Annotated in this window: 18 protein-coding genes; 7 read left to right on the top strand and 11 right to left on the bottom strand. The window is 72.1% G+C overall.

All coding sequences use genetic code 11. From position 1 onward, the window contains the following. Window positions 1–156: 156 nt before the first annotated feature. The 6 genes from polA to ACX9MN_RS29785 form a co-directional block, all read right to left on the bottom strand. On the bottom strand, window positions 157–3,315 hold the full coding sequence (gene polA, locus ACX9MN_RS29810; protein WP_489726187.1) for a DNA polymerase I: 3,159 nt from the start codon (window positions 3,313–3,315) through the stop codon (window positions 157–159). Between the two features lie 22 nt (window positions 3,316–3,337). Further along, a complete protein-coding gene (locus ACX9MN_RS29805; protein ID WP_091976873.1) occupies window positions 3,338–3,697 on the bottom strand; it encodes a HepT-like ribonuclease domain-containing protein in 360 nt (119 codons plus the stop codon). Next, a complete protein-coding gene (locus tag ACX9MN_RS29800; protein WP_020092532.1) occupies window positions 3,678–3,974 on the bottom strand; it encodes a nucleotidyltransferase family protein in 297 nt (98 codons plus the stop codon). The genes ACX9MN_RS29805 and ACX9MN_RS29800 overlap by 20 nt, the downstream gene beginning before the upstream one ends. Before the next feature lie 60 nt (window positions 3,975–4,034). After that, window positions 4,035–5,516, bottom strand: coding sequence for a UdgX family uracil-DNA binding protein (locus ACX9MN_RS29795; RefSeq protein WP_489726186.1), 1,482 nt, complete (start codon window positions 5,514–5,516; stop codon window positions 4,035–4,037). Continuing rightward, complete coding sequence (locus ACX9MN_RS29790; protein ID WP_489726185.1) at window positions 5,516–6,727, bottom strand: putative DNA modification/repair radical SAM protein; 1,212 nt, start codon at window positions 6,725–6,727, stop codon at window positions 5,516–5,518. The genes ACX9MN_RS29795 and ACX9MN_RS29790 overlap by 1 nt, the downstream gene beginning before the upstream one ends. A 76-nt stretch (window positions 6,728–6,803) precedes the next feature. After that, window positions 6,804–7,349: a regulatory protein RecX gene (locus tag ACX9MN_RS29785; RefSeq protein ID WP_489726184.1), complete on the bottom strand. Its 546-nt coding sequence runs from the start codon at window positions 7,347–7,349 to the stop codon at window positions 6,804–6,806. A gap of 224 nt (window positions 7,350–7,573) precedes the next feature. On the opposite strand from ACX9MN_RS29785, the gene ACX9MN_RS29780 reads away from it, so the two are divergent. From ACX9MN_RS29780 to grpE, 3 genes are all read left to right on the top strand, one after another. After that, window positions 7,574–8,992 (top strand): TAXI family TRAP transporter solute-binding subunit, encoded by a 1,419-nt coding sequence (locus ACX9MN_RS29780; protein WP_091679401.1) that lies wholly within the window; start codon window positions 7,574–7,576, stop codon window positions 8,990–8,992. Window positions 8,993–9,043: 51 nt separating this feature from the next. Beyond that, a complete protein-coding gene (locus tag ACX9MN_RS29775) occupies window positions 9,044–11,836 on the top strand; it encodes a [protein-PII] uridylyltransferase (protein ID WP_489726371.1) in 2,793 nt (930 codons plus the stop codon). 103 nt (window positions 11,837–11,939) lie between these two features. Beyond that, entirely contained in the window at window positions 11,940–12,554 is a 615-nt protein-coding gene (gene grpE / locus ACX9MN_RS29770) for a nucleotide exchange factor GrpE (RefSeq protein ID WP_026604829.1), read from the top strand. 18 nt (window positions 12,555–12,572) lie between these two features. Here grpE and ACX9MN_RS29765 read toward each other — a convergent pair whose 3' ends face one another. From ACX9MN_RS29765 to ACX9MN_RS29755, 3 genes are all read right to left on the bottom strand, one after another. Then, window positions 12,573–12,944, bottom strand: a complete 372-nt coding sequence (locus ACX9MN_RS29765; protein WP_056526870.1) for a phospholipase A2 family protein — start codon at window positions 12,942–12,944, stop codon at window positions 12,573–12,575. A 185-nt stretch (window positions 12,945–13,129) separates the two neighbouring features. Further along, window positions 13,130–13,867, bottom strand: coding sequence for an outer membrane protein (locus ACX9MN_RS29760; RefSeq protein WP_489726183.1), 738 nt, complete (start codon window positions 13,865–13,867; stop codon window positions 13,130–13,132). Between the two features lie 35 nt (window positions 13,868–13,902). After that, window positions 13,903–14,031, bottom strand: a complete 129-nt coding sequence (locus ACX9MN_RS29755) for a hypothetical protein (RefSeq protein WP_020092541.1) — start codon at window positions 14,029–14,031, stop codon at window positions 13,903–13,905. Window positions 14,032–14,505: 474 nt separating this feature from the next. Between ACX9MN_RS29755 and ACX9MN_RS29750 the strand changes: the two genes are divergently transcribed. Together ACX9MN_RS29750 and ACX9MN_RS29745 are read left to right on the top strand one after the other, a co-directional pair. Further along, entirely contained in the window at window positions 14,506–15,351 is an 846-nt protein-coding gene (locus ACX9MN_RS29750; protein WP_489726182.1) for a DUF6502 family protein, read from the top strand. 11 nt (window positions 15,352–15,362) lie between these two features. After that, window positions 15,363–16,673, top strand: coding sequence for a DUF5666 domain-containing protein (locus tag ACX9MN_RS29745; protein WP_489726181.1), 1,311 nt, complete (start codon window positions 15,363–15,365; stop codon window positions 16,671–16,673). A gap of 192 nt (window positions 16,674–16,865) precedes the next feature. Here the strand turns inward: ACX9MN_RS29745 and ada are convergent, their stop codons facing one another. Further along, window positions 16,866–17,930 (bottom strand): bifunctional DNA-binding transcriptional regulator/O6-methylguanine-DNA methyltransferase Ada, encoded by a 1,065-nt coding sequence (gene ada, locus ACX9MN_RS29740; protein ID WP_489726370.1) that lies wholly within the window; start codon window positions 17,928–17,930, stop codon window positions 16,866–16,868. Between the two features lie 177 nt (window positions 17,931–18,107). Here ada and ACX9MN_RS29735 point away from each other — a divergent pair, with 177 nt between their 5' ends. Beyond that, window positions 18,108–19,094 carry an alginate O-acetyltransferase AlgX-related protein gene (locus ACX9MN_RS29735; protein ID WP_489726180.1) on the top strand — a complete coding sequence of 329 codons (987 nt, stop codon included), beginning with the start codon at window positions 18,108–18,110 and terminating at the stop codon, window positions 19,092–19,094. A 145-nt stretch (window positions 19,095–19,239) separates the two neighbouring features. Here ACX9MN_RS29735 and ACX9MN_RS29730 read toward each other — a convergent pair whose 3' ends face one another. After that, window positions 19,240–19,986 carry a YebC/PmpR family DNA-binding transcriptional regulator gene (locus ACX9MN_RS29730; protein WP_056526849.1) on the bottom strand — a complete coding sequence of 249 codons (747 nt, stop codon included), beginning with the start codon at window positions 19,984–19,986 and terminating at the stop codon, window positions 19,240–19,242. A 229-nt stretch (window positions 19,987–20,215) separates the two neighbouring features. On the opposite strand from ACX9MN_RS29730, the gene ACX9MN_RS29725 reads away from it, so the two are divergent. Further along, entirely contained in the window at window positions 20,216–21,256 is a 1,041-nt protein-coding gene (locus tag ACX9MN_RS29725) for an SDR family oxidoreductase (protein WP_091679417.1), read from the top strand. Window positions 21,257–21,268: the final 12 nt, after the last annotated feature.

Here is a 21,268-nt window from a genome sequence, read left to right as displayed (position 1 = left end):
TGCCCGGTCGCGGTTCGACGACGTCGTCTCAGCGCGCCGCCGTCCTCGCGAGCGGAGCGAAGCGACCCAGGGCTACGGCATGTCGGCAAGCGCGGCGCCGACAGGATCGCCTCGCTCCGCTCGCGAAGAAGGCCGGCTGAGCCTCGGTCCGACCCGTCAATGCGCCTCCTGCCAGTTGCCCGCCGCGTTGGCCTCGACCACCAGCGGCACCTTCAGCGTCAGGGCCGGCGCCGGCGCCTCCTCCATGACGCCGCGGATGATCGGGATCGTCCGCTCCACCTCGTCCTCGGCCGCCTCGAACACCAGCTCGTCGTGCACCTGCAGCAGCATGCGCGCCCCGAGTTTCTTCGCGGCGAGGGCCGCCTCCATCCGGGTCATGGCCCGCCGGATGATGTCGGCGGCCGAGCCCTGGATCGGCGCGTTGATCGCCTGCCGCTCGACGCTGGCGCGCTCGGAGGGGTTGTTGGAGCGGATCTGCGGGTAGTGGCACACCCGGCCGAACAGGGTGGTGACGTAGCCCTTGTCGCGGCAGCTCTTCTTGGTGGTCTCGATGTAGTCCCGGATGCCCGGGAACTGCTCGAAATACTGCTTGATGAACGCCGAGGCCTCCTCCCGGCCGATGCCGAGCCGGTCGGCGAGGCCGAAGGCCGAGATGCCGTAGATGATGCCGAAGTTGATGGTCTTCGCCCGGCGCCGCAGGTCGGGCGTCATCGCCTTGAGCGGCACGCCGAACATCGCCGAGGCGGTCGCCGCGTGGATGTCGATCCCGTCCTCGAACGCCTTCCGGAGTTCCGGGATGTCGGCCATGTGGGCCAGCAGCCGCAGCTCGATCTGCGAGTAGTCGGCCGAGATCAGCCGGTTGCCCGGCGCCGCCACGAAGGCGCGGCGGATGCGCCGCCCCTCCTCGGTGCGGATCGGGATGTTCTGCAGGTTCGGCTCGGAGGAGGACAGCCGCCCCGTGGTGGTCGCCGCCAGCGAGAACGAGGTGTGGACCCGCGCCGTCTCGCGGTCGGCATGGGCCTGGAGCGCGTCCGTGTAGGTGGATTTCAGCTTCGAGAGCTGCCGCCACTCCAGGATCTTCTTGGGCAGCTCGTGGCCTGCCTGGGCCAGCTCCTCCAGCAAGGTCGCGGGCGTGGCCCACTGGCCCGACGGCGTCTTCTTGGCCCCCGGCAGACCCATCTTCCCGAACAGGATGTCGCCGATCTGCTTCGGCGAGCCGACCGAGAATTTCTCCCCGGCATCCTCCTGGATCTCCTCCTCCAGGCGGACGAGGATCTGCGAGAAATCTCCGGACAGGCGGCTCAGCATCTCCCGGTCGACGCGGATGCCGCGCTGCTCCATCCGGGCGATCACCGGCAGCAGGGGCCGCTCCAGGGTCTCGTAGACGGCGACCCGGTGCTCGGCCACGAGGCGCGGCTTCATCATCCGCCACAGGCGCAGGGTCACGTCCGCGTCCTCGGCCGCGTAGGCGGTGGCCTTGTCGATGGCGACGCGGTCGAACGTCACCTTGTTGCGGCCGGTGCCGGCCACGTCCGAGAAGGTGATCGGCTGGTGGCCGAGATGCCGGCGGGCCAGCTCGTCCATGCCGTGGCCGCCCTTGCCGGCGTCGAGCACGTACGAGATCAGCATCGTGTCGTCGAACGGCGCGACCTCGATGCCGTGGCGGGCGAGCACCACCCAGTCGTACTTGAGGTTCTGGCCGACCTTCAGGACGCCGGGGTGCTCGAGGAGCGGCTTCAGCCGGGCGACGGCCTCCTTCAGGGGGATCTGGCCCGGCACCGGCTCGACCACGTCGGAGGGCGCGGCGCCCTCACCGAACAGGTCGGTGGCGTCCGCCTGCACCTTGGCGGCCTGGACGTGGGCCAGCGGGATGTAGCAGGCCCGGCCGGTGGCGACCGCCAGCGAGACGCCGACGAGGCCGGCCCTGTGGGCATCGAGCGAGTCGGTCTCGGTATCGACCGCGATCACGCCGGCCTCCTGGCCTTCCGCGATCCAGGCGTCGAGCTGCTCCAGGGACGAGACCGTCTCGTAGGCGGCGGTGTCGAACGGCGCCACGGATTCCGCGGCTCGGGCCGCCACCACGTTGCCGGGCGTCGCCTCGACGGGCGCCCGGGGCTTGGCGGGCGCGTCCGGCAGGTCGAGATCGGCGAAGGGATCGATCTCGCCGCCCTCCGGCGGGGCGGCGCCCGGCGGTCGCTCGGCCCCGGCGGCCGCGGTCTCGGGATCCGGCGGCACGGAATCGCCGAAGAACGGCACCGCGTCGCTGCCCCCGGCGGCGTTGCCGTAGCCGTGCGGCCGGGCGCCCGGCAGGAGGCGCGGATCGGGCTTCACCGCCTCGGGATCGACGTGCAGCATCTGGGCGATGCGGCGCGTCAGCGTGTTGAACTCCATCGCCTTCAGGAAGCCGACCAGCTTCTCGGGATTGGGCTGGGGCACGCCGAGGTCGTCCAGCGGCACCGGGACCGGTACGTCCTCCATCAGCGCCACGAGCCTGCGCGACAGCTTGGCCTGATCCACGTTGGCGAGCAGCGTCTCCCGCCGCTTGGGCTGCTTGATCTCGCCCGCCCGCTCCAGCAGGGCCTCGAGGCTGCCGAACTCCTTGATCAGCGCCGCGGCCGTCTTCAGGCCGATGCCGGGCACGCCCGGCACGTTGTCGGAGGTGTCGCCGATGAGCGCCAGCGCGTCGCCGATCTGGTTCGGCTGCAGGCCCTCCCACTTGGCGACGATCGCCTCGACGTCGAGGTTGCGCTCGGGCCGGTAGCCGGGCTTGCCCTTGGCACCCGACTCGAAATCGTAGAACCGCACCTGCGGCCCGACGAGCTGCATCAGGTCCTTGTCGGACGAGACGATGATGACGCCCGCGCCCCGCGCCTCGGCCTGGCGGGTGTAGGTGGCGATGAGATCGTCGGCCTCGTAGCGCTCCAGCTCCACCGCGTGCAGGCCGAAGGCGCGCACCGCGTCGCGCATCAGCGGCATCTGGCGCTTCAGGTCGTCGGGCGCGTCCGGGCGGTGGCCCTTGTAGTCGGGGAACATCTCCTTGCGGAACGAGCCCTCCGACTTGTCGAAGACGATCCCGAGATGGCTCGGCATGGTGCCGGCGGCGCCGTCCTGCAGGAACTGCGCGATCTTGGTGCAGAACAGCCGCACGGCGCCGGTGGGCAGCCCGTCGGAGGGGCGCGAATTGTACTTCTGGTCCTGGTTGATCGACTGGAAATAGGCCCGGAAGATGAAGGACGAGCCGTCGACCAGGATCACCTGATCGCCGGGTCCGACGGGCTTGGTCTCGGGGCTCGAGTCGGGCTTCGAGTCGGTCATGGGCTCAGGCGGCTCGGGGCGATCAGGAGTCGGGCGCGCGGGCGATTTCGGCGCGGCAGGCCGCGACGAGAACGGGCAATTCGTGGTGGACGGTGAGCCAGACGATGTCCAGCGTCACCCGATGATAGCTGTGGCGATAAAAGTTCCCCGCATCCGCGATCTGACGCCACGGCACGTCGGGATATCGGGCTCTCGTCTCGGCGCTCAATCGGCGGCTCGCCTCCGAGATGATCTCCAGGCAGCGCACGACCGCGAAGTGGGTGCGTTCGTCTGCCTCGAACGTCTCGAGCGTGAATCCCGCCACGAAGCGGGCAACGCGCTCCGCGTTGGCGATCATGTCGGCGCAGGCGGCCCGCTCGCGTTCAGAAGGCGGAAATGGCATCGCGCTCCGCGTGCGTGCGAACCCGATCCTTCAGGGCCGCCCGATCCGCCACGTCGACCCGGATCGGAAAGAGATCATCGATGAAGTGGCACAGGCCGACATAGCCGAAGAGACCGCCCACGACGGACACATCGATCTCGATCATCACGTCGAGATCGCTGTCGGCCCGCGCCTCCCCCCGGGCAACCGAACCGAACAAGGCCGCGTGCAGCACGCCGCGGCGGCGCAGTTCCGCCTCGTTGGCGCGCAGGATGTCGAGGGCGGCGAGCTTGTCCATGGCGGCGGGACCGGAGGGAATCGGCGGCCGTCAGCATAGCAGAAGCGCGGCAGAGGAGGATCAGGCCGCCAGCTCGCGCCCGAGCGCCTCCACCCGGCGCAGGTCGTCCACGAAGGCCGCGTAGGCCTCCGCCTTCGCCTCGTCCGGCAACCGGAGCAGGTAGGACGGGTGGACCGTGATGAAGCCCTGGAATCGGTTGTCGTGCCGGTCGAAGCGGAACGGGCCGCGCGCCCGGGTGATCGGGATCGCCTTGCCGGTCAGCGCCAGCACGGCGGTCGCGCCGAGCGCCACGACGAGCTTCGGGCCGACGAATTCGAGCTCCCGGTCGAGCCACCACCGGTAATGGCTGACCTCGCCGGCTGTCGGCTTCTGGTGGATGCGGCGCTTGCCGCGCTCCTCGAACTTGAAGTGCTTGACCGCGTTCGTCAGGTAGCTCGCGCCCCGGTCGATCCCGGCCTCCGCCATGGCGCGGGAGAGCAGCTGGCCGGCGGGCCCGACGAAGGGCCGGCCCTGCCGGTCCTCCTGGTCGCCGGGCTGCTCGCCCACGAAGGCCACCGTCGCCCCGACCGACCCCTCGCCGAGCACGGCCTGGGTGGCCCCCGGAACCAGCGGCTCGGTCCGGCGGATGATCGCGTTCAGCTCGTCGAGGCTCTTGGGATCCTGGTCGGCCATGGCGGCGACGGCCCGGGCGGGTTCGCGGCGTGTGGGCAAGGTCGGCTCCCTCTCGATCATGGCTTCGGTGCGCCCGGCCGCCGCCCGGACCAGGGCCGGGATCGCGGCCGTCTCGGGCATGTTGTGCCAGTACTTCTTCGGCATCTCCGCCCGCATCGCCTTCAGGTTGGTGCGGGCCGGGTTGAACGTGCTCTCGTAATAGGTCTGCCAGCCGGCCTCGAAGCCGTCGCCCTCCGGAAGTTGGGCACGGTCGCCGGGCGGCCCGAAAGTCAGGGTCTCGGTGTCCCAGTGGGCCGAGCCCTCGGGCGTCAGGATCGACCAGCGCATCCCGCGGAAGCGATCGACGAAGAACGGTGCCGCCGCCTCGAGGATGTGGTGGTCCGGCTCGAACCACGCGACGTAGCGCTCGCCGTCCGGTCCCTCCGCCCGGCGGAAACGCAGGAAGGCGTGCATCTTGTGGAGGTCGCGCCCGATCGCCTTCGCCATCCGGTGCAGGCGGTGGACCAGCGGGTCGCTGCCGACCTCCATCAGGTGCCGCTCGCCGCGGCAGACCCGCCAGATCAGCGCGTAGAGCAGGCCGTAGCGCTCCGGATCGCGGTGGGGAATGACTTGCGGGATCAGGCCGGCGACGGCCTTCGGCAGGACGAGCGGCGTGCCGCTCGCCGGCTCGGCGTCGCTGCCGAACAGGCCGGGCGCGTCCGTCACCGACCACGTCACGGCCTCGGGGGCGACGCCCTGCGCGACGAGGCTCCGGGCGGCTTTGCGGAAACCGTCGAGATCGGCGCCGGGGCGCAGCGCGACGGAGCGCGGCGACCGCGCATCCCCCCTTCCCACGGAGGCAGACGGAAACGGCGCGTACCCCGCCCCCATCAGAACAGGCTCAGCTGCGCCGCGGGCTCGACCAGCCGCGCCCGCAGGTCGAGCCGGTCGGTGAGCCCGACCGGCCGATGGTCGGCGGCGACGAGGAACGGCCGCGCCCGCTTCAGGCCGGAGGTCAGCCGGGCGACGTCGTCGAGGCGCAAGGTCGCGTGGCGGCGCGCCCTGACGATCTTGTCGACCGCCCGCGCCCCGAGCCCCGGAACCCGCAGCAGCCATTCCCGGTCGGCGCGGTTCACGTCCACCGGGAACTTGTCCCGGTGCTTCAGCGCCCAGGCGAGCTTCGGGTCGATGTCGAGGGCGAGCATCCCGCCCTCCGACGCATCGGCCACCTCGTCGGGGGTGAATTCGTAGTACCGGAGCAGCCAGTCGGCCTGGTACAGCCGGTGCTCGCGCTGGAGCGGCGGCGGCTTCGGCGGCAGGATCGCCGATCCGTCCGGGATCGGACTGTAGGCAGAGTAGTAGACCCGCTTCAGGCCGACGCTGCCGTAGAGCATTGCGCTCTTGCGGATCAGGGCCTCGTCGGTGGTGGCGTCCGCGCCGACGATCACCTGCGTCGAGTGGCCGGCCGGCGAGAAGCGGCGCTTCTCGGCCCTGGCCTGCACGATGCGCTCGCCGATCTGCGCCATCGCCCCCTGGATCGCGGCGCCGTCCTTCTCGGGCGCGAGCCGCTCCAGGCTCGCCTCGGTCGGCAGCTCGACGTTGATCGAGAGCCGGTCGGCGTAGAGGCCCGCCTCCTCGATCAGCCAGGGGCTCGCCTCCGGGATCGACTTGAGATGGATGTAGCCGGCAAAACCGTGGTCGCGCCGGAGCGACTTCGCCACGCGGGTCAGCAGCTCCATCGTGTGGTCGGGCGACTTGATGATGCCGGAGGAGAGGAACAGCCCCTCGATGTAGTTGCGCCGGTAGAAGTTCAGGGTGAGGTTCACGACCTCCTCCACGGTGAACTTCGCCCGCCGCACGTTCGAGGAGCGCCGGTTCACGCAGTACGCGCAGTCGAACAGGCACCAGTTCGTCAGCAGGATCTTGAGGAGCGAGACGCACCGCCCGTCGGGCGTGTAGGCGTGGCAGATCCCGGCCCCGGTGGTCGATCCGAGCCCGTCCTTGCCGGCCGCCCGCTTCGGCGCGGCCGAGGAGGCGCAGGAGGCGTCGTACTTGGCGGCGTCCGCGAGGATGCGCAGCTTCTTGGCCAGGGTCTCGTCCATCGAACAGACAATGAACAACGCGGCCGAAGGTGCAAGGCCGGCGCGGCGTTCACCCCGGGCCGCGATGCCGCACCCGTCACGCAGGCGCGTCGGGCTCGCCGGATTCGTCGGGCTCCCGGTCGACCACACGGCGGGCGAGGCCGTAGGCGAAGCCGGCCCGGGTCAGGGCGGCGAGGTCGCGGTCGCGGTGCGTCGCCCGCTGGTCCGGTCGGCGATACGGTCCCAGGCGTCGCCGCTTGGCGTAGGCCTGGGCGGCCTGCTCCTCGATCGCGTCCGCCTCCCCGTCCGGCAGGGCGTCGCGCTCCGCCAGCATGGCGGCCTCCACGACGTCGCGCGGGACCCCCTTGGCGGCGAGCTTGGCCGAGACGCCGCGGGTCGAGGTGCCGCGACGCCGCAGGGTGGCGAGGCGGGTGTCGGCGAAGCGCGCGTCGTCCACGAGGCCGGCCGACACCGCCCGCGCGACGGTCGCCGTCACGAGGTCGGCGAAGCGTTCGGGATCCTCGCCCCGGGCCCGCGCGCGCTTCTGGACGCGGCGCGCGAGCGTCCGGCGCAGCATCTCGGTCGAGGCGCTGTAGCGCTCCAGATAGTGGAGCGCCGCACGCTCCAGCCAGGCCGGGCTCACGGGGCCGGGCGGCTTGATCTCGCGGTCGCGACCTTCTGGCGCGGATCCTGCAACGAATGGAGATTTCACCGGTTCTTCACGATCTCGACAGGTTTGCGTTCCATGACTCGGGTATGGAACGCGCGCAACGCGACAGGCTCGGCCATGGCCCGAACCACCGTTCTTCGCCCGGCACTCCGCAGGGCCGATGGCGCCTGCGGCTGCACGGCGCGGCGGCCGTACTGATGCGGCGCGAGTGGCTCCTGGTCCTCGTGGCCCTGGGGCTCGCCGCGGCCGCGGCCGCGATCGTCTACCTGTCGCGCCCGAACACCCTGACGGTGGCGGTCGGCCCCCAGGACGGGCCCGAGGCCGCGCTGATCGAGGCCTATGCCGGCGCCCTCGACCGGGCCCGGGAGGACGTCCGTCTCAAGGTGGTGCGCTACGGCGACGTGCGCGACAGCGCCCTGGCACTCCAGCGCAACAAGGCCGACCTCGCGGTGGTGCGGCCGGACGTTTTCCTGCCCGAGAACGGGCTGACCCTGGCGATCCTGCACGACGAGGCGCTGGTCATCGCGGCGCCGGAGGCGGCCGATCTCGACGACGTGCCGGCCCTGGCGCGCAAGCGGCTCGGCATCGTGGTCCGCCACAGCGCCGACCTGTCGTTCCTCACGAACCTGCTCTCCTTCTACGACCTCGTGCCGGACATCGTGGGCGAGGACGCGCCGGAGGCCGGCCACGCCGCCGAGGCGGAGCCCGGCCACGTGGTCGTGGTGCCACTGAAGGTCGGCGACGTCACGGCCGCACTCACCGAGAAGCGGGTCGACGCGGTGGCGGTGATCGCGAGCCCGGCCTCCAAGCCGGCGGCCGCGGTCGTCCGCGCCGTCGAACTGGGCGCGCCGGACCGCAAGATCGGCTTCGTCTCGATCCCGGACGGCGACGCGATCCTGCAGCGCTTCCCCGAGCTGCAGGCGGTGACGATCCCGGCCGGCACCTTCGGCGGCCGCCCGAAGCGGCCCGACGAGGAGGTCAAGACCGTCGGCGCCTCCTATCGCCTGATGGCCCGCGGCACGGTCAGCCGCGTCGCGGTCGCCTCTGCGACGCAGCACCTGTTCGAGTGGCGCTCGCGGCTCGCCTCGACCGCGCCGGTGGCCAAGCTGATGAAGGCGCCGGACTTCGACACGACGGTGGCGGCGACCTCGGCGCGCCTGCCGAACCACCCTGGCGCCGTCGACTATTTCGAGCGCGAGCAGCAGACCTTCCTCGACCGCTACGAGGATTACATCTACCTGTTCGCCTTCTTCGGCGGCACGATCGGCTCCGGCTTCGCGTGGCTCGGCCAGCGCCTCGCCCGCAAGCGCCGGGAGCGGGTCGATTTCGTCCTCGACCGGCTCCTCGACATCATGCGCGAGGTGCGCGCGGCGACCAGCGCCGCCGAACTCGACGCGATCGCGATCGAGACCGACGGACTGGTGGCGGACGTGGTCTGCTACGCCCGCGAGCGCAGCATCGACGCGCGCACGGTCAGCGCGCTGATCCTGGCGGTCGACGGCGTCCACGCGGCCATCGCCGACGCGCGGCGGCAGACGAGCGAGACCGAGCCGCGGGCGGCGACCCGCAACCGCACGGCCCGGCTGCTCGCCCTCGATCTGCCGGCCGCGGAGTAGCGGCGGGCGCCGCATGGCTGGCGGCTTAGGGATATCATGCTAACGGGAACCATGTTCGATCCCGTCGCCGCCCTCGATACGGTTCTCGAGAACCTCGACCGCGAGGCCCGCGAGCCCACGAAGCTCCGGGCCGCGCTGGTGCCGCAGCTGCGCCGGGTGATCGAGGAGGGCCACCGGGCCGCCGAGGCGCAGCTCCTCGAGGACCGCAACGGGCTGCTGTGCGCGCAGACCCTGTCGAATCTCACCGACGCGGTGGTCCGGGCGATCCACGACGCCGTGGTCTGGCGGCTCTATCCCAACGACAACCCGTCGACCGGCGAGCAGCTCGCGGTGGTCGCCACCGGCGGCTACGGCCGGGGCACGATGGCGCCGGGATCGGACATCGATCTGCTGTTCCTGCTGCCCTACAAGCAGACCGCGTGGTCCGAAAGCGTCGTCGAGGGAATGCTCTACGTCCTGTGGGACCTGAAACTGAAGGTCGGCCACGCCACCCGCTCGGTCGAGGAGTGCCTGCGCGAGGCGCGGGCCGACATGACGATCCGGACGGCCCTCTTGGAGGCGCGGTACCTGTTCGGCACCCGGGTGCTCTACGAGGAGCTCGTGACGCGCTTCGACGCCGAGCTGGTGGTCGGGTCCGCCGCCGAGTTCGTCGAGGCGAAGCTGCGCGAGCGCGACCTGCGCGTCTCCAAGGCCGGCACCTCGCGCTACCTCGTCGAGCCCAACGTCAAGGACGGCAAGGGCGGCCTGCGCGACCTCAACACGCTGTTCTGGATCGCCAAGTACACCTACCGGGTCCGCGACCAGATCGAGCTCGTCAGCGCCGGCCTGTTCACCCCGGAAGAGTACGCGCTGTTCGAGCGCTGCGAGGAGTTCCTGTGGCGGGTGCGCTGCCACATGCACTTCGCCACGAAGCGCGCCGAGGAGCGCCTGTCCTTCGGTCTGCAGCCGCGCATCGCCGAGCGCTTCGGCTACGAGGCCCGGGGCGGCCTCTCCGGCGTCGAGCGCTTCATGAAGGCCTATTTCCGCATCGCCAAGGATGTGGGCGATCTCACCGCCATCGTCTGCGCCGAGCTGGAGGCGCGCCACGCCAAGCGCACGCCGGTTCTCGACCGCTGGATCGGCCGGTTCCGCGACCGGTTCCGGGCGACCGCCATGGAGGCGGAGGATTTCTGGATCGACCACGGCCGGGTGAACCTGCGCGCGGAGGACGCCTTCGAGCGCGACCCGGTCAACCTCATCCGGCTGTTCTGGCTCGCCGACCGGCACAACCTCGCGATCCATCCGGACGCCAAGCGGCTGGCCAACCGGTCCCTGCGCCTCGTCAACCCGTCGCTGCGCGTGGACCCCGAGGCGAACCGGCTGTTCGTCGAGATCCTGACCTCGCGGAACGCGCCGGAGGAGGCGCTGCGCGAGATGAACGAGGCGGGCGTGCTCGGCCGCTTCATCCCGGATTTCGGCCGCATCGTCGCGATGATGCAGTTCAACATGTACCACCACTTCACGGTGGACGAGCACCTGCTGCGCACGGTCGGCGTGCTGGCGGACATCGAATCGGGCCGGGCCCAGGAGACCTACCCGCTGGTCTCGCGCCTCGTGCACTCGATCCACAACCGCACCGCGCTCTACGTCGCGATCCTGCTGCACGACATCGCCAAGGGCCGCCCGGAGGACCACTCGATCGCCGGCGCCGCCATCGCCGAGAAGCTCTGCCCGCGCTTCGGCCTGAACCAGGCCGAGACCGAGACGGTGCGCTGGCTCGTAGAGCACCACCTGCTGATGTCGATGACCGCGCAGAGCCGCGACCTCTCGGATGCCAAGACGATCGAGCGCTTCGCCGCGAGCGTGCAGAGCCTGGAGCGGCTGAAGCTCCTGACCATCCTGACGGTGGCCGACATCACCGCCGTCGGCCCCGGCGTCTGGACCGCCTGGAAGGGCACCCTGGTCCGCACCCTGTACGACGAGACCGAGGTCTACCTCTCGGGCGGCCATTCCGAGATCGCCCGCACCGACCGGGTGCGCCTCGTGCAGATGGGCCTGCGGGAACAGCTGCCCGGCTGGGGCTCGGAGGAGTTCGACGCCTACGCGGCCCGCCACAGCCAGGCCTACTGGCTCAAGGTCGACGGCACGCGCCAGCTCAAGAACGCGATCTTCCTGCGCGACGTCGTGCGCGACGGGCGGACCAGCGCGACCGACGTCGCCCTCGATCCCGTCCGGGGCGTGACCGAGATCACGGTCTACTCGCCGGACCATCCCCGCCTGCTCGCCATCGTCACCGGCGCCTGCGCGGCGGCCGGCAGCAACATCGTCGACGCGCAGATCTTCACCACCACGGACGGGTTCGCCCTCGACACGATCTTCATCTCGCGCGCCTTCGAGCGGGACGACGACGAGCTGCGTCGGACCAAGCGCATCACCGCGGCGATCGAGCGGGCGCTGAAGGGCGAGATCAAGATCGCCGACCTCGTGGCCGACAAGCACCCGCCGACCAGCACCCGCGCCAAGACCTTCCCGGTGCCGCCGGACGTCATCATCGACAACGCCCTGTCGAGCCGGGAGACCGTGGTGGAGATCACCGGCCTCGACCGGCCGGGCCTGCTCTACGAGTTCACTACGGCCTTCAGCCGGCTGTCGCTCAACATCACGTCGGCGCATGTGGCGACGTTCGGCGAGCGCGCCGTGGACGTCTTCTACGTCACCGACCTCACCGGCACGCGGGTGACGCAGCCTGACCGGCAGGCCGCGATCCGGGCCGCCGTGATGGACGTGTTCGCCCACGACGTCGCGACGCTGAAGGCCGAGGGTCTGGAGGCGCTGGTGGCGGCGCCGCCGCCGCGCGAGGCGTGAGCGTACGGGTTGATTTCGCGGCCCCGTGGCCAGATATCAGCGCCGATTCCACCATCCCTCACCGATTCCCGCCCACGACTGAAACGTGATGACGAGCAACGACATGCCCCAGGATGACCAGCGCCAGACCACGGTCGAAGCCGGTGCCGGCGCGGCCCAGGATCCCGCGCCCGCGGGTCAGGGCAGCGAGTCGGCCACCGTCGATCCGGTCGCGGAGGCCCTGGCCCTGCTGACCGCCGAGCGCGACGAGCTCAAGGACCGGACGCTGCGCACCCTCGCCGAGATGGAGAACCTGCGCCGCCGGACGGAGCGCGAGGTCGCCGACGCGCGCGCCTACGCGGTGACCAACTTCGCCCGGGACGTGCTCAACGTCGCCGACAACATCCGCCGCGCCCTCGACAGCGTCCCGGCCGACGCGAAGGCCACGGCCGACGGCGCCCTGAAGGGGCTGATCGACGGGATCGAGCTCACCGAGCGCGACCTCGGCAAGACCCTCGAGCGCCACGGCGTGAAGATCGTCGAGCCGCAGGGCCAGAAATTCGACCCGAACCGCCATCAGGCGATGTTCGAGGTGCCGAACGCGGAGGTTCCGGCCGGCACCGTCGTGCAGGTCGTGCAGGCGGGCTACGTCATCGGCGAGCGCGTGCTGCGCCCGGCCCTGGTGGGCGTCGCCAAGGGCGGCCCGAAGGCAGCCGCCAACCCGGCCGACGCCGCCTGAGCGGTCCCGTGGCGCGCCCTACTGGCAGGGCAGCGCCGCGGCGAAATCCGAGATGAACTGCGCGGTCTGGCGGGTCTGGGCCGGCGCGGCCGGATCGCGGGCGACGAGCCCCGCCTCGACGCGGAGGCGGCCGTTGCAGGCGCAGGTCGGCAGCGTTCCCGCGGCCGGCTCGGGCGAGCACGCGTCGTGGTGCGCGCAGGCGAGATCCAGCGCGTCGATCGGCGGGTAGCCGGGCCCGCGGCTGCCGGGGCCGCAGAAATTCCCGTAGATCAGGATGGCGCCGCGCCCGTCGGGCCCGGGTGGCACGATCTCCTGCGCCCGCGCCGGGACGGTGCAGGCCGCGAGCGCGACGGCGAGCAGCATTGTCGTGAGGGAGGTCGAGCTGGGCATGCTCACGGCCGATCCTGTCGGAGAGAATCCGCGGTCCCGCGGGGCTGCACCCGCGCGGTATCCGGCCTCACCGACATCCCTCGGCCGTGGACAGGCTCGCGCGGCCGACAGATTCGCGAAGCCGAATGCAGGGCATTGCGACCCAGCTTGACCGCTCCGTCAAGCTATCGTCCAACGAATATTGCTCAGAATCGGTAATTCACACCGGCCCGAACCACCGCAAAACCGGAGTCCTGTTTGCCGGCACCATAAAACGCCGGAACACTGGCGTTGTAGTACGTGGCGGCGGTCGTTCCGCGGCCGAGATGGAGGTAGAGCGCCTCCACCTTGGCGGAGAGCTTCTCGGTGAAGGCGTACTCGATGCCGCCGCCGGCCGCGTATCCGGTCCGGTCGGTCGACGGCAGGGTGTAGGGGTAGGCGCCCGCGTCGGTCGCGCGCGCCCCGCCGCCGTAAGCGAAACCGCCGGTCCCGTAGACGAGGACCCGGTCGAACGCGTAGCCGAGCCGGGCGCGGACCGTGCCGAAATAGTCGAGGCTCGGTCGGACACTGTAATACGGCGTGGTGCCGAGATAGGCGGGGTCCGCCTTGGCGAAGGCCGCGCCCTGGATGTCGGCCTCGACGCCGACGACGACTCCGGAGCCCGGCGTGAATTGGTAATTGTAGCCGATCTGGCCGCCGCCGGCGAAGCCGCCTGACCGCCCGCCGCCCGTGACGGTGCCGTAGGTCGGGTCGGTGAAGCCGCCGCTCCCGGTCGGGAACGCGTATCCCGCATTCACGCCGGCATAGAAGCCCGTCCAGGTGAAGACCGGGAGCGACGGCAGTGGCGGCGGCGGCGCGCGGCGCGGCAGGTCGGCCGCCTGGGCGGCGAGGGCCAGGCAGCCGCATGCGGCGCCCGCGAGGGCTGCGGAGGTTCGTGCGTTCATGGAAATCTCGTTCGGCGCGCGGCGGAGCCGCGGGATCAGAGGGCCAGGAGGAGCAGCCCGACGACGGTCACAGACAGGATCAGGCAGAGAGCGAGATCGAGAATGGCCGCTCCACCGCAGGTCGGCGCGGTTCGTGCGCGGTCGATACCGGAGAGGGCGATCAAGAGCGGACCTCGCGGTTCTCTTCCGTGCGTGCCGCGACCCTCACGGTTCTCGCGGCGCGTCGGGGCCCGACGGCGCCCGAGGGTGCCGCCGCCCCGCCTGAGGGGGTGGCGGGAGCGGCGGCCTGCGGCGCCCTCGGTGAACCGGCGCGGTGGACCGTTTCCGCGACGGCGACCCCGAGGACGGGCAGTGTGAGCGCGGCGACGACGCAGACGAGGCGTCGGAGCCGCGGAAGGGGATCACTCAGGCTTGCCCGTCGCGCCTGGGCGGTGGGAAGCGTGAGCGGCGGCAGGGGCATCGCCACGAGCGTTCGCGTATCAATCGTCATCGGCCGGCCCCGCATTTCGTGGGAAATTTGACCACGAAGCGGTTTTACGTGTGCAAAAATCCCACGTCAACGCGAAATCGAGGGACCAGCGTGCGCCTTCGCACGCGGTGGGATTGTGTCCCACGGGATGAGCCGTCACGATGCGGCCATGTCTGATACTGCCGATACACCGCGGGAGGGCGCCAGCCTGCACGCGCCGCTGGCGCGGCTGCTGCGCCCCCTCGTGCGCCTGCTCGTCGCCCGCGGCATCACCTTCCCGGCGCTCACCGACCTGCTGCGCGAGCTCTACGTGAACGTCGCCGAGTACGACTTCGCCCTCGCCGGAAAGGAGCAGACCGACAGCCGCGTCTCCCTGCTCACCGGCATCCACCGCAAGGAGGTCCGGCGCCTGCGGGGCGCCGGTGCTCCGGTCAGCGCCGTCCCGGCGGTCGTCTCCCGCACCAGCCGGATCATCGCTCGCTGGATCGCCGACCCGGCCTTCACCGACGCGCAGGGCCAGCCCCTGAAACTTCCGCGCACGGCCGAGGGCGGCGCACCCTCGTTCGAGTCGCTGGTCGCGGGCGTGACGCGGGACCTGCGGCCGCGCGCCGTCCTCGACGAGTGGCTCGATCGCGGGCTGGCCTTCACCGATGCGCAGGACCGGATCGTGCTGGCCGAGGCCGCCTACGTGCCCCGCGGCGACGGCGCCGAGGGGCCCCAGCTCTACTATTTCGGCCGCAACCTGCACGACCACATCGCCGCGGCCGTCGCCAACATCTTCGGAGACGCGCCGCGCTTCCTCGAGCGGGCGGTCCACTACGACGGGCTGTCCAAGGACCTCGCGACCCGGCTCGAGGCGCGCGCCCGCGAGATCGCCATGGAGGCGCTGCAGCAGGCCAACCGGGAAGCGCACGCCGCCTGCCAGACCGATCCCGGCGGCACGCATCGCTGGAACTTCGGCCTGTACGTCTACACCGAAGCGGCGCCGCCGGCGCGGCGAGCGGACGAGCGGTGAGAGGCCGGCCGGTGCGCGCCACGCTCAACCGCCGGTTCGTCCTGCGCCTCCTCGCGGGCGCCGCGACCGTGCTGCCCGGCACCGTCCGGTCGCAGGAATCCCCGCGCGATCAGGGCATCGGCGGGACCGGCATGATGCGGACCGACGCGCCGAAGAGCGGGCCCCTCGGCGAGGGCGACCGCGGCATCGGCGGCACCGGCGTGATCGGCACGATCCGACGCTTCGGCTCGATCGTCGTCAACGACCTGCGCATCGCCTATCCGCCCGAGGTGGAGGTGCATATCGACGGCACGGTCGCGAAGGCCGCCGACCTGAAGATCGGTCAGGTCGTCCACGTGGTGGCGCGGCCCGAGGGCGGCGGACTCGCCACGGGGCGGATCGACGTCACGAGCGAAGTGGTCGGGACGGTGGAATCGGTCGCGCCCGGGCGGCTCGTGGTGCTCGGCCAGCGGGTCTCGACCACGGGTCTCAGCGGCGCGTGGCAGCCGGGCGCGCGGGTCGCGGTGAGCGGGCTGCGCCGGCCCGACGGCGTGATCGTGGCGAGCCTGATCGAGCCGCGGGACACCGGGCCCGACCGCGTCGCCGGCCCGGTGCGGCGGGTCGCGGGCGGCCTCGGGATCGGCGGCCTCCGCCTCGCGGGCGCCGACGCCCTGCCGCCGGGCCGGCGCGCCCTGGTGACGGGCCGTGCGGCGAACGGCGTGCTCACCGTGACCAACGCCGCGCAGGTCGGCCTGCCCTTCCCGCCGGGTCTGAAACAGGTCTCGATCGAGGCCTATATCGGCCGGGATAGCGGCAGGCTCGACGTCGGCGCGGGCTACGCCGTCGCGGGTCGTCCGGGCGCGCAGGTTCCGCGCACCGGGAGCGTGCGGGCGGTGCTGACCGCTGCGATCGCGCGGGACGGGGACCTGACGGTGGAGCGGCTGCGGATCGAGGACCGCATCGCGCCCGAGCCGCAGCGGCCGGACGCCCCGCGGTTCGAGCGGGAGCGCGACCGGCTCGACCTCCGCAACCTCCCCGACGAGGCGCCCGGCCGCTTCGGCGCCGAGCCCGGAGGCCGCCAGGGCGGCCTGGGCGGCATCGGCGAACCACGCGGCCCCGCGATCGACACCCGGCCGGGGGGCGTGGTCGTCCCCGGATCGGAGGGCACCGGCGGATTCGGAGCGCCGCGCGGCGGCTTCGGCGGCACGCCGCCGGCAGGCCCCGGGGCTTTCCCGGGCGGCCCCGGGGGCTTCGGCGGTCCGCCCGGGGGCCCCGGCCCGGGCCCGGGCGGGGGCGGTTTCGGCGGCGGCGGTTTCGGCGGCCCTGGCGGCGGTCGACGCTAGCGCCGCCCCCGGCCACGTCGGGACAGTGACGATCGCCGAGCCCGTCTTGAGCGAGGCGCGGTTCCCCTCTCCCGCACGGGAGCGGGGCAAGTCGCGGCTGTCTCGACCGGAGGCACTTTTCCTCCGGACCGTCGCACTACGAAAGGGAACGGCCCTGGGGCAGACCGCACGGAGCACCGGAGGCGCGGGACTTCAGGCCTCCGCCTCCCGGTCGAGCAGCGCGCGCTTGCGCGCGACGCCCCAGCGATAGCCCGACAGGGCACCGTCCGAGCGCACGACGCGGTGGCAGGGGATGGCCACCGCGACCGGGTTCGCCCCGCAGGCCTGCGCGACCGCGCGCGTCGCCGTCGGCAGGCCGATCGCCCGGGCGATCTCCGCGTAGGTCGCGGTGGATCCCACCGGGATCTTGCGCAGCGCCGTCCAGACCCGCTGCTGGAACGCCGTGCCGCGGATGTCGAGGGGCAGGTCGAGGCCGCTGCCCGGCGCCTCCACGAGCCCGATGACCCGCGCCATCCAGCCCTCGAAGGCCGGGTCGCCGCCCTCGATCTCCGCGGCGGGGAAGCGGTCCTGGAGATCGTGCAGGAGCGGCTCGGGCGCGTCCCCGAGGAGGATCGCGCAGACGCCCGCCTCGGTGGCGGCGACGAGGATCGCGCCGAGGCTGCAGGCGCCGATGCCGAACCGGATGCGCAGGCCCGCGCCACCCGTCCGGTAGGCGGCGGGCGCCATGCCGAGGCGCGGCGCGCCCGCCGCGTAGAACCGGCTCGCGGCGCCGTAGCCGGCCTCATACAGGGCCTCCGTCACCGAGGCGGCCCCGGGCAGCCGCCGCGCCACGGCGGCGGCACGGTGGGCGGCCGCGTAGGCTCTGGGGGTCACGCCGGTGGCGTCCTTGAACACCCGGTGGAAGTGGTAGGCGCTCAGGCCGGCGGAGCGGGCGAGCGCGGCGAGGGACGGAACCGTCTCCGCCGTCTCGATCAGGCGGCAGGCGCGGGCGACCGCCTCGGCCCGGCGCTCGGCGAGGGCGGGCTCGTCCGGGCGGCAGCGGCGGCACGGCCGGAAGCCGGCAGCCTCGGCCTCGGCGCAGGTCCGGTGGAAGCTGACATTCTCGGGCCGCGCCGCGCGCGCGGCGCAGCTCGGGCGGCAGTACACGCCCGTGGTGCGGACCGCGTACACGAAGGTGCCGTCGGCCCGCGGGTCGCGGGCGGCGAGGGCGGCCCAGCGCTCGGCATCGCCGGGGTCTGTCGCGGGAACGGGGCTCATGGCAGCCGTACTATGCGGCTTGGCGCGGGCCTTGAGGAGGGGCATGACGGGGCCTGCCGGGTGGTGGATGACGCGTGCGGCACTCTGCCGGTCCGCCGCCGCTCCGGCATCCCGCGCCTTGCGGCCGAATTCGACATCGGCGGCCGCCGGAAGGGCGACCCGCCTCACGAGTGCGCCATGGCTTCGAGCACGCCCGATCACATCCATGTCGGCCAGGACGGCTGGCTGTTCCTGAAGACGGGTACGAACGACGTGCTCGGCCAGTACGAGCGGCCGGAGGAGACGACCGAGCTGATCTGGCAGTGGCGCAGCCTCGTGACGACGCGGGAGCGGCGCCTGCGCGCCCAGGGGATCCTGTACCGCCACGTCGTCGCCCCGGAGAAGCTGATGATCTACGATCACCGGCTCGACGGGCTCACCATCCGGCCGAGCGCGTCGCCGGCCTACCGCCTCCTCCACAGCGAGCCCCCGGCGGGTCGCTTCCCGGGTCCGGTCGGGCTGTACGCGGCCTGGCGCCGGCGGAAGCGCTGGCGGCAGACCTGCATCGACCTGGTGACGCCGATGCGGGCGCAGCGCGACGCGGCCGACCTGTACTGCCGGACCGACACCCACTGGTCCGCCGACGGCTGCTATCTCGCCTACGCGGAGATCTGCCGGGCGCTGGGCGCCGAGCCGCGGCAGGACCTGAGGGAGCGGCCGTCCTTCGAGACCGACCACGACGGCGATCTGGGGAGCGCCTTCGATCCACCCCGGCGGGCGCGCTCGCGCACCGTCCTGATGCAGCAGGACGCGGTCCGGACCTACGGCAGCCCGATCGTCGAGGCCCGGGAGAAGGCCGGCCTGCTGCACACGCTGCATGTCGGTGCGCACGTGATCTACGGGAACGCCAAGGCCACCGAACCGCGCCGGCTGGTCTTGTTCGGCGATTCCTTCTCGCACGTCATGCCGTACATGCTGACGATCATGCTGGCCGAGACGTTCCGCGAGGTGCACTTCGTCTGGAGCACCTCGCTGGACTGGCCGTATATCGAGCGCGTCCGGCCCGACATCGTGCTGACCGAGGTGGCCGAGCGCTTCATGGTGCAGCTGCCCGACGACACCTTCTCGGTGGAGCGCTACGCGCAGGACCGCTTCGGGGCCGAACTCGCGGCCGCGGGCGCCTGACGGGCGAGCCCGGAACTCCGGAGGGCGAACACGCCGCCACCCCCGACTTCGCCAGTCTGGGATTGCCGAGCGGGATCCGGAGCGCAAGCGCGCCCGGCATGGCTGCGACCGGAACCGTCCGTTCCCGGCTCGCCGGCCGTGCCCCTCACGCCTGCAGCTTGGCCACCAGCGCGTCCGACAGGGCAAAGTTCACGTAGACGTTCTGGACGTCGTCCTGATCCTCGATCACCTCGACGAGGCGGATGAGCTTCTCGCCGGTCTCGTCGTCGACATTGATGGTGTTCTGCGCCTTCCAGATCAGGCCCGTGCGCGCGGGCTCGCCGAAGCGCGCCTCGAGGGCCTTGGTGACCTCGCCGTAGGAATCCTGGGCGCAGATGACCTCGTGTCCGTCCTCGCCGGAGCTGACGTCGTCGGCGCCGGCCTCGATCGCCGCCTCCAGCATCGTGTCGGCGTCGGCCACGGAGGCCGGGTAGGCGATCACGCCGACGCGGTCGAACATGAAGGCGACGGCCCCGGTCTCGGCGAGGCTGCCGCCGGACTTGGTGAAGGCCGAGCGCACGTCCGAGGCGGTGCGGTTGCGGTTGTCGGTCTGTGCCTCGACGATCAGCGCGGCGCCGCCGGGCCCGTAGCCCTCGTAGCGGATGTCCTCGTAGTTCTCGCCGTCGGCGCCGGCGGCCTTCTTGATGGCGCGCTCGATATTGTCCTTGGGCATGTTCTCGGCGCGGGCCGCCAGGATCGCGGCGCGCAGGCGCGGGTTCATCGCCGGGTCGGGCGTGCCGAGCTTGGCCGCCACCGTGATCTCGCGGGCGAGCTTGCCGAACACCTTCGAGCGGACCGCGTCCACCCGGCCCTTCCGGTGCATGATGTTCTTGAACTGCGAATGGCCTGCCATGACGGTTCGGACTTTTGTTCGTTGGCGCGGGCGGGCGTGCGGGACCCCGCCGTCGCGGCTGTGAGGTCGCGCCGTATATAGGCCGCCGCCTTCGGACGAAGCAACGCGGCCGGTGCCGGTCGGCGCGACACGGGCCGACACGGCCCCGCGGGCTTCGCAATCCCGTGACCGCGGAAAAAGTCGCCGTCTCGGGCGTTGGCGCTGGACTTCACGCGCAGCTGGGAACCCGATGTCGAGCCGGAACGGACGCAGCACGGTCATGGTCACGGGCGCGAGCGCCGGCGTCGGCCGGGCTGTCGCCCACGAATTCGCCCGGCACGGCTGGAACGTGGGGCTGATCGCGCGCGGCCCGGCGGGGCTGAGGGGCACGATCCGCGATGTCGAGCGGGCCGGCGGCCGGGCCCTGGCCTTTGCGGCCGACGTCGCCGACGCGGAGGCCGTCGCCCAGGCCGCCGACGCGCTGGCCGAGGCGTTCGGCGGCATCGACGTCTGGGTCAACAACGCGATGGTGACGGTCTACGCGCCCGTTCAGGAGACGAGCCCGGACGAGTTCCACCGCGCCACCGCGGTGACCTATCTGGGGCAGGTGCACGGCACGCTGGCGGCCCTCCGCCACATGGTCCCGCGCGACCGGGGCACGATCGTGCATGTCGGCTCGGCGCTCGCCTACCGGTCGATCCCGCTCCAGGCGAGCTACTGCGCCGCCAAGGCCGCCGTGCGGGGCTTCGTCGATTCCCTGCGCAGCGAGTTGCTCCACGACCGCAGCCGAGTCCGCCTGACGATGGTACAGCTTCCGGCCGTGAACACGCCGCAATTCGACTGGGCGCGCTCGCGGCTGCCGCGCAAGCTCGAGCCGGTGCCGCCGATCTACCAGCCGGAGGCCATCGCCCGGCACGTCTTCCGGGCGGCGCACGACGCGCCCCGGGAAATGTGGATCGGGGCCTCGGCCTGGAAGGCGATCATCGGAAACATGCTGATCCCGGGCTGGATCGACGGCTACCTCGCCCGGCACGGCTATCGCGGGGAGATGACCGGCGTGCAGGCGCAGAAGAACCGACCCGACAACCTCTACGACCCGGTGGACACCGATCCCGGCGCCCACGGCCGCTTCGACTCCCGCGCGACCAGCGACGTCGCGGCGGCCGACCCGCGCTGGCTCAAGTTCGGGATCGCGGCCGCGCTCGGCCTCGTGGCCGGGACGATGCTGTTCGCCACCGAGGCGCACGGGCGGGCGGACGCCCGCGCCGATCGCCGGCCGGGCAGACGCTAGGACACGGGCCAA

The sequence above is a fragment of the Methylobacterium sp. 1A genome (assembly GCF_058072805.1).
Note: the sequence above shows the minus strand (reverse complement) of the source record. Positions and strands in the feature narration are given on the sequence as shown.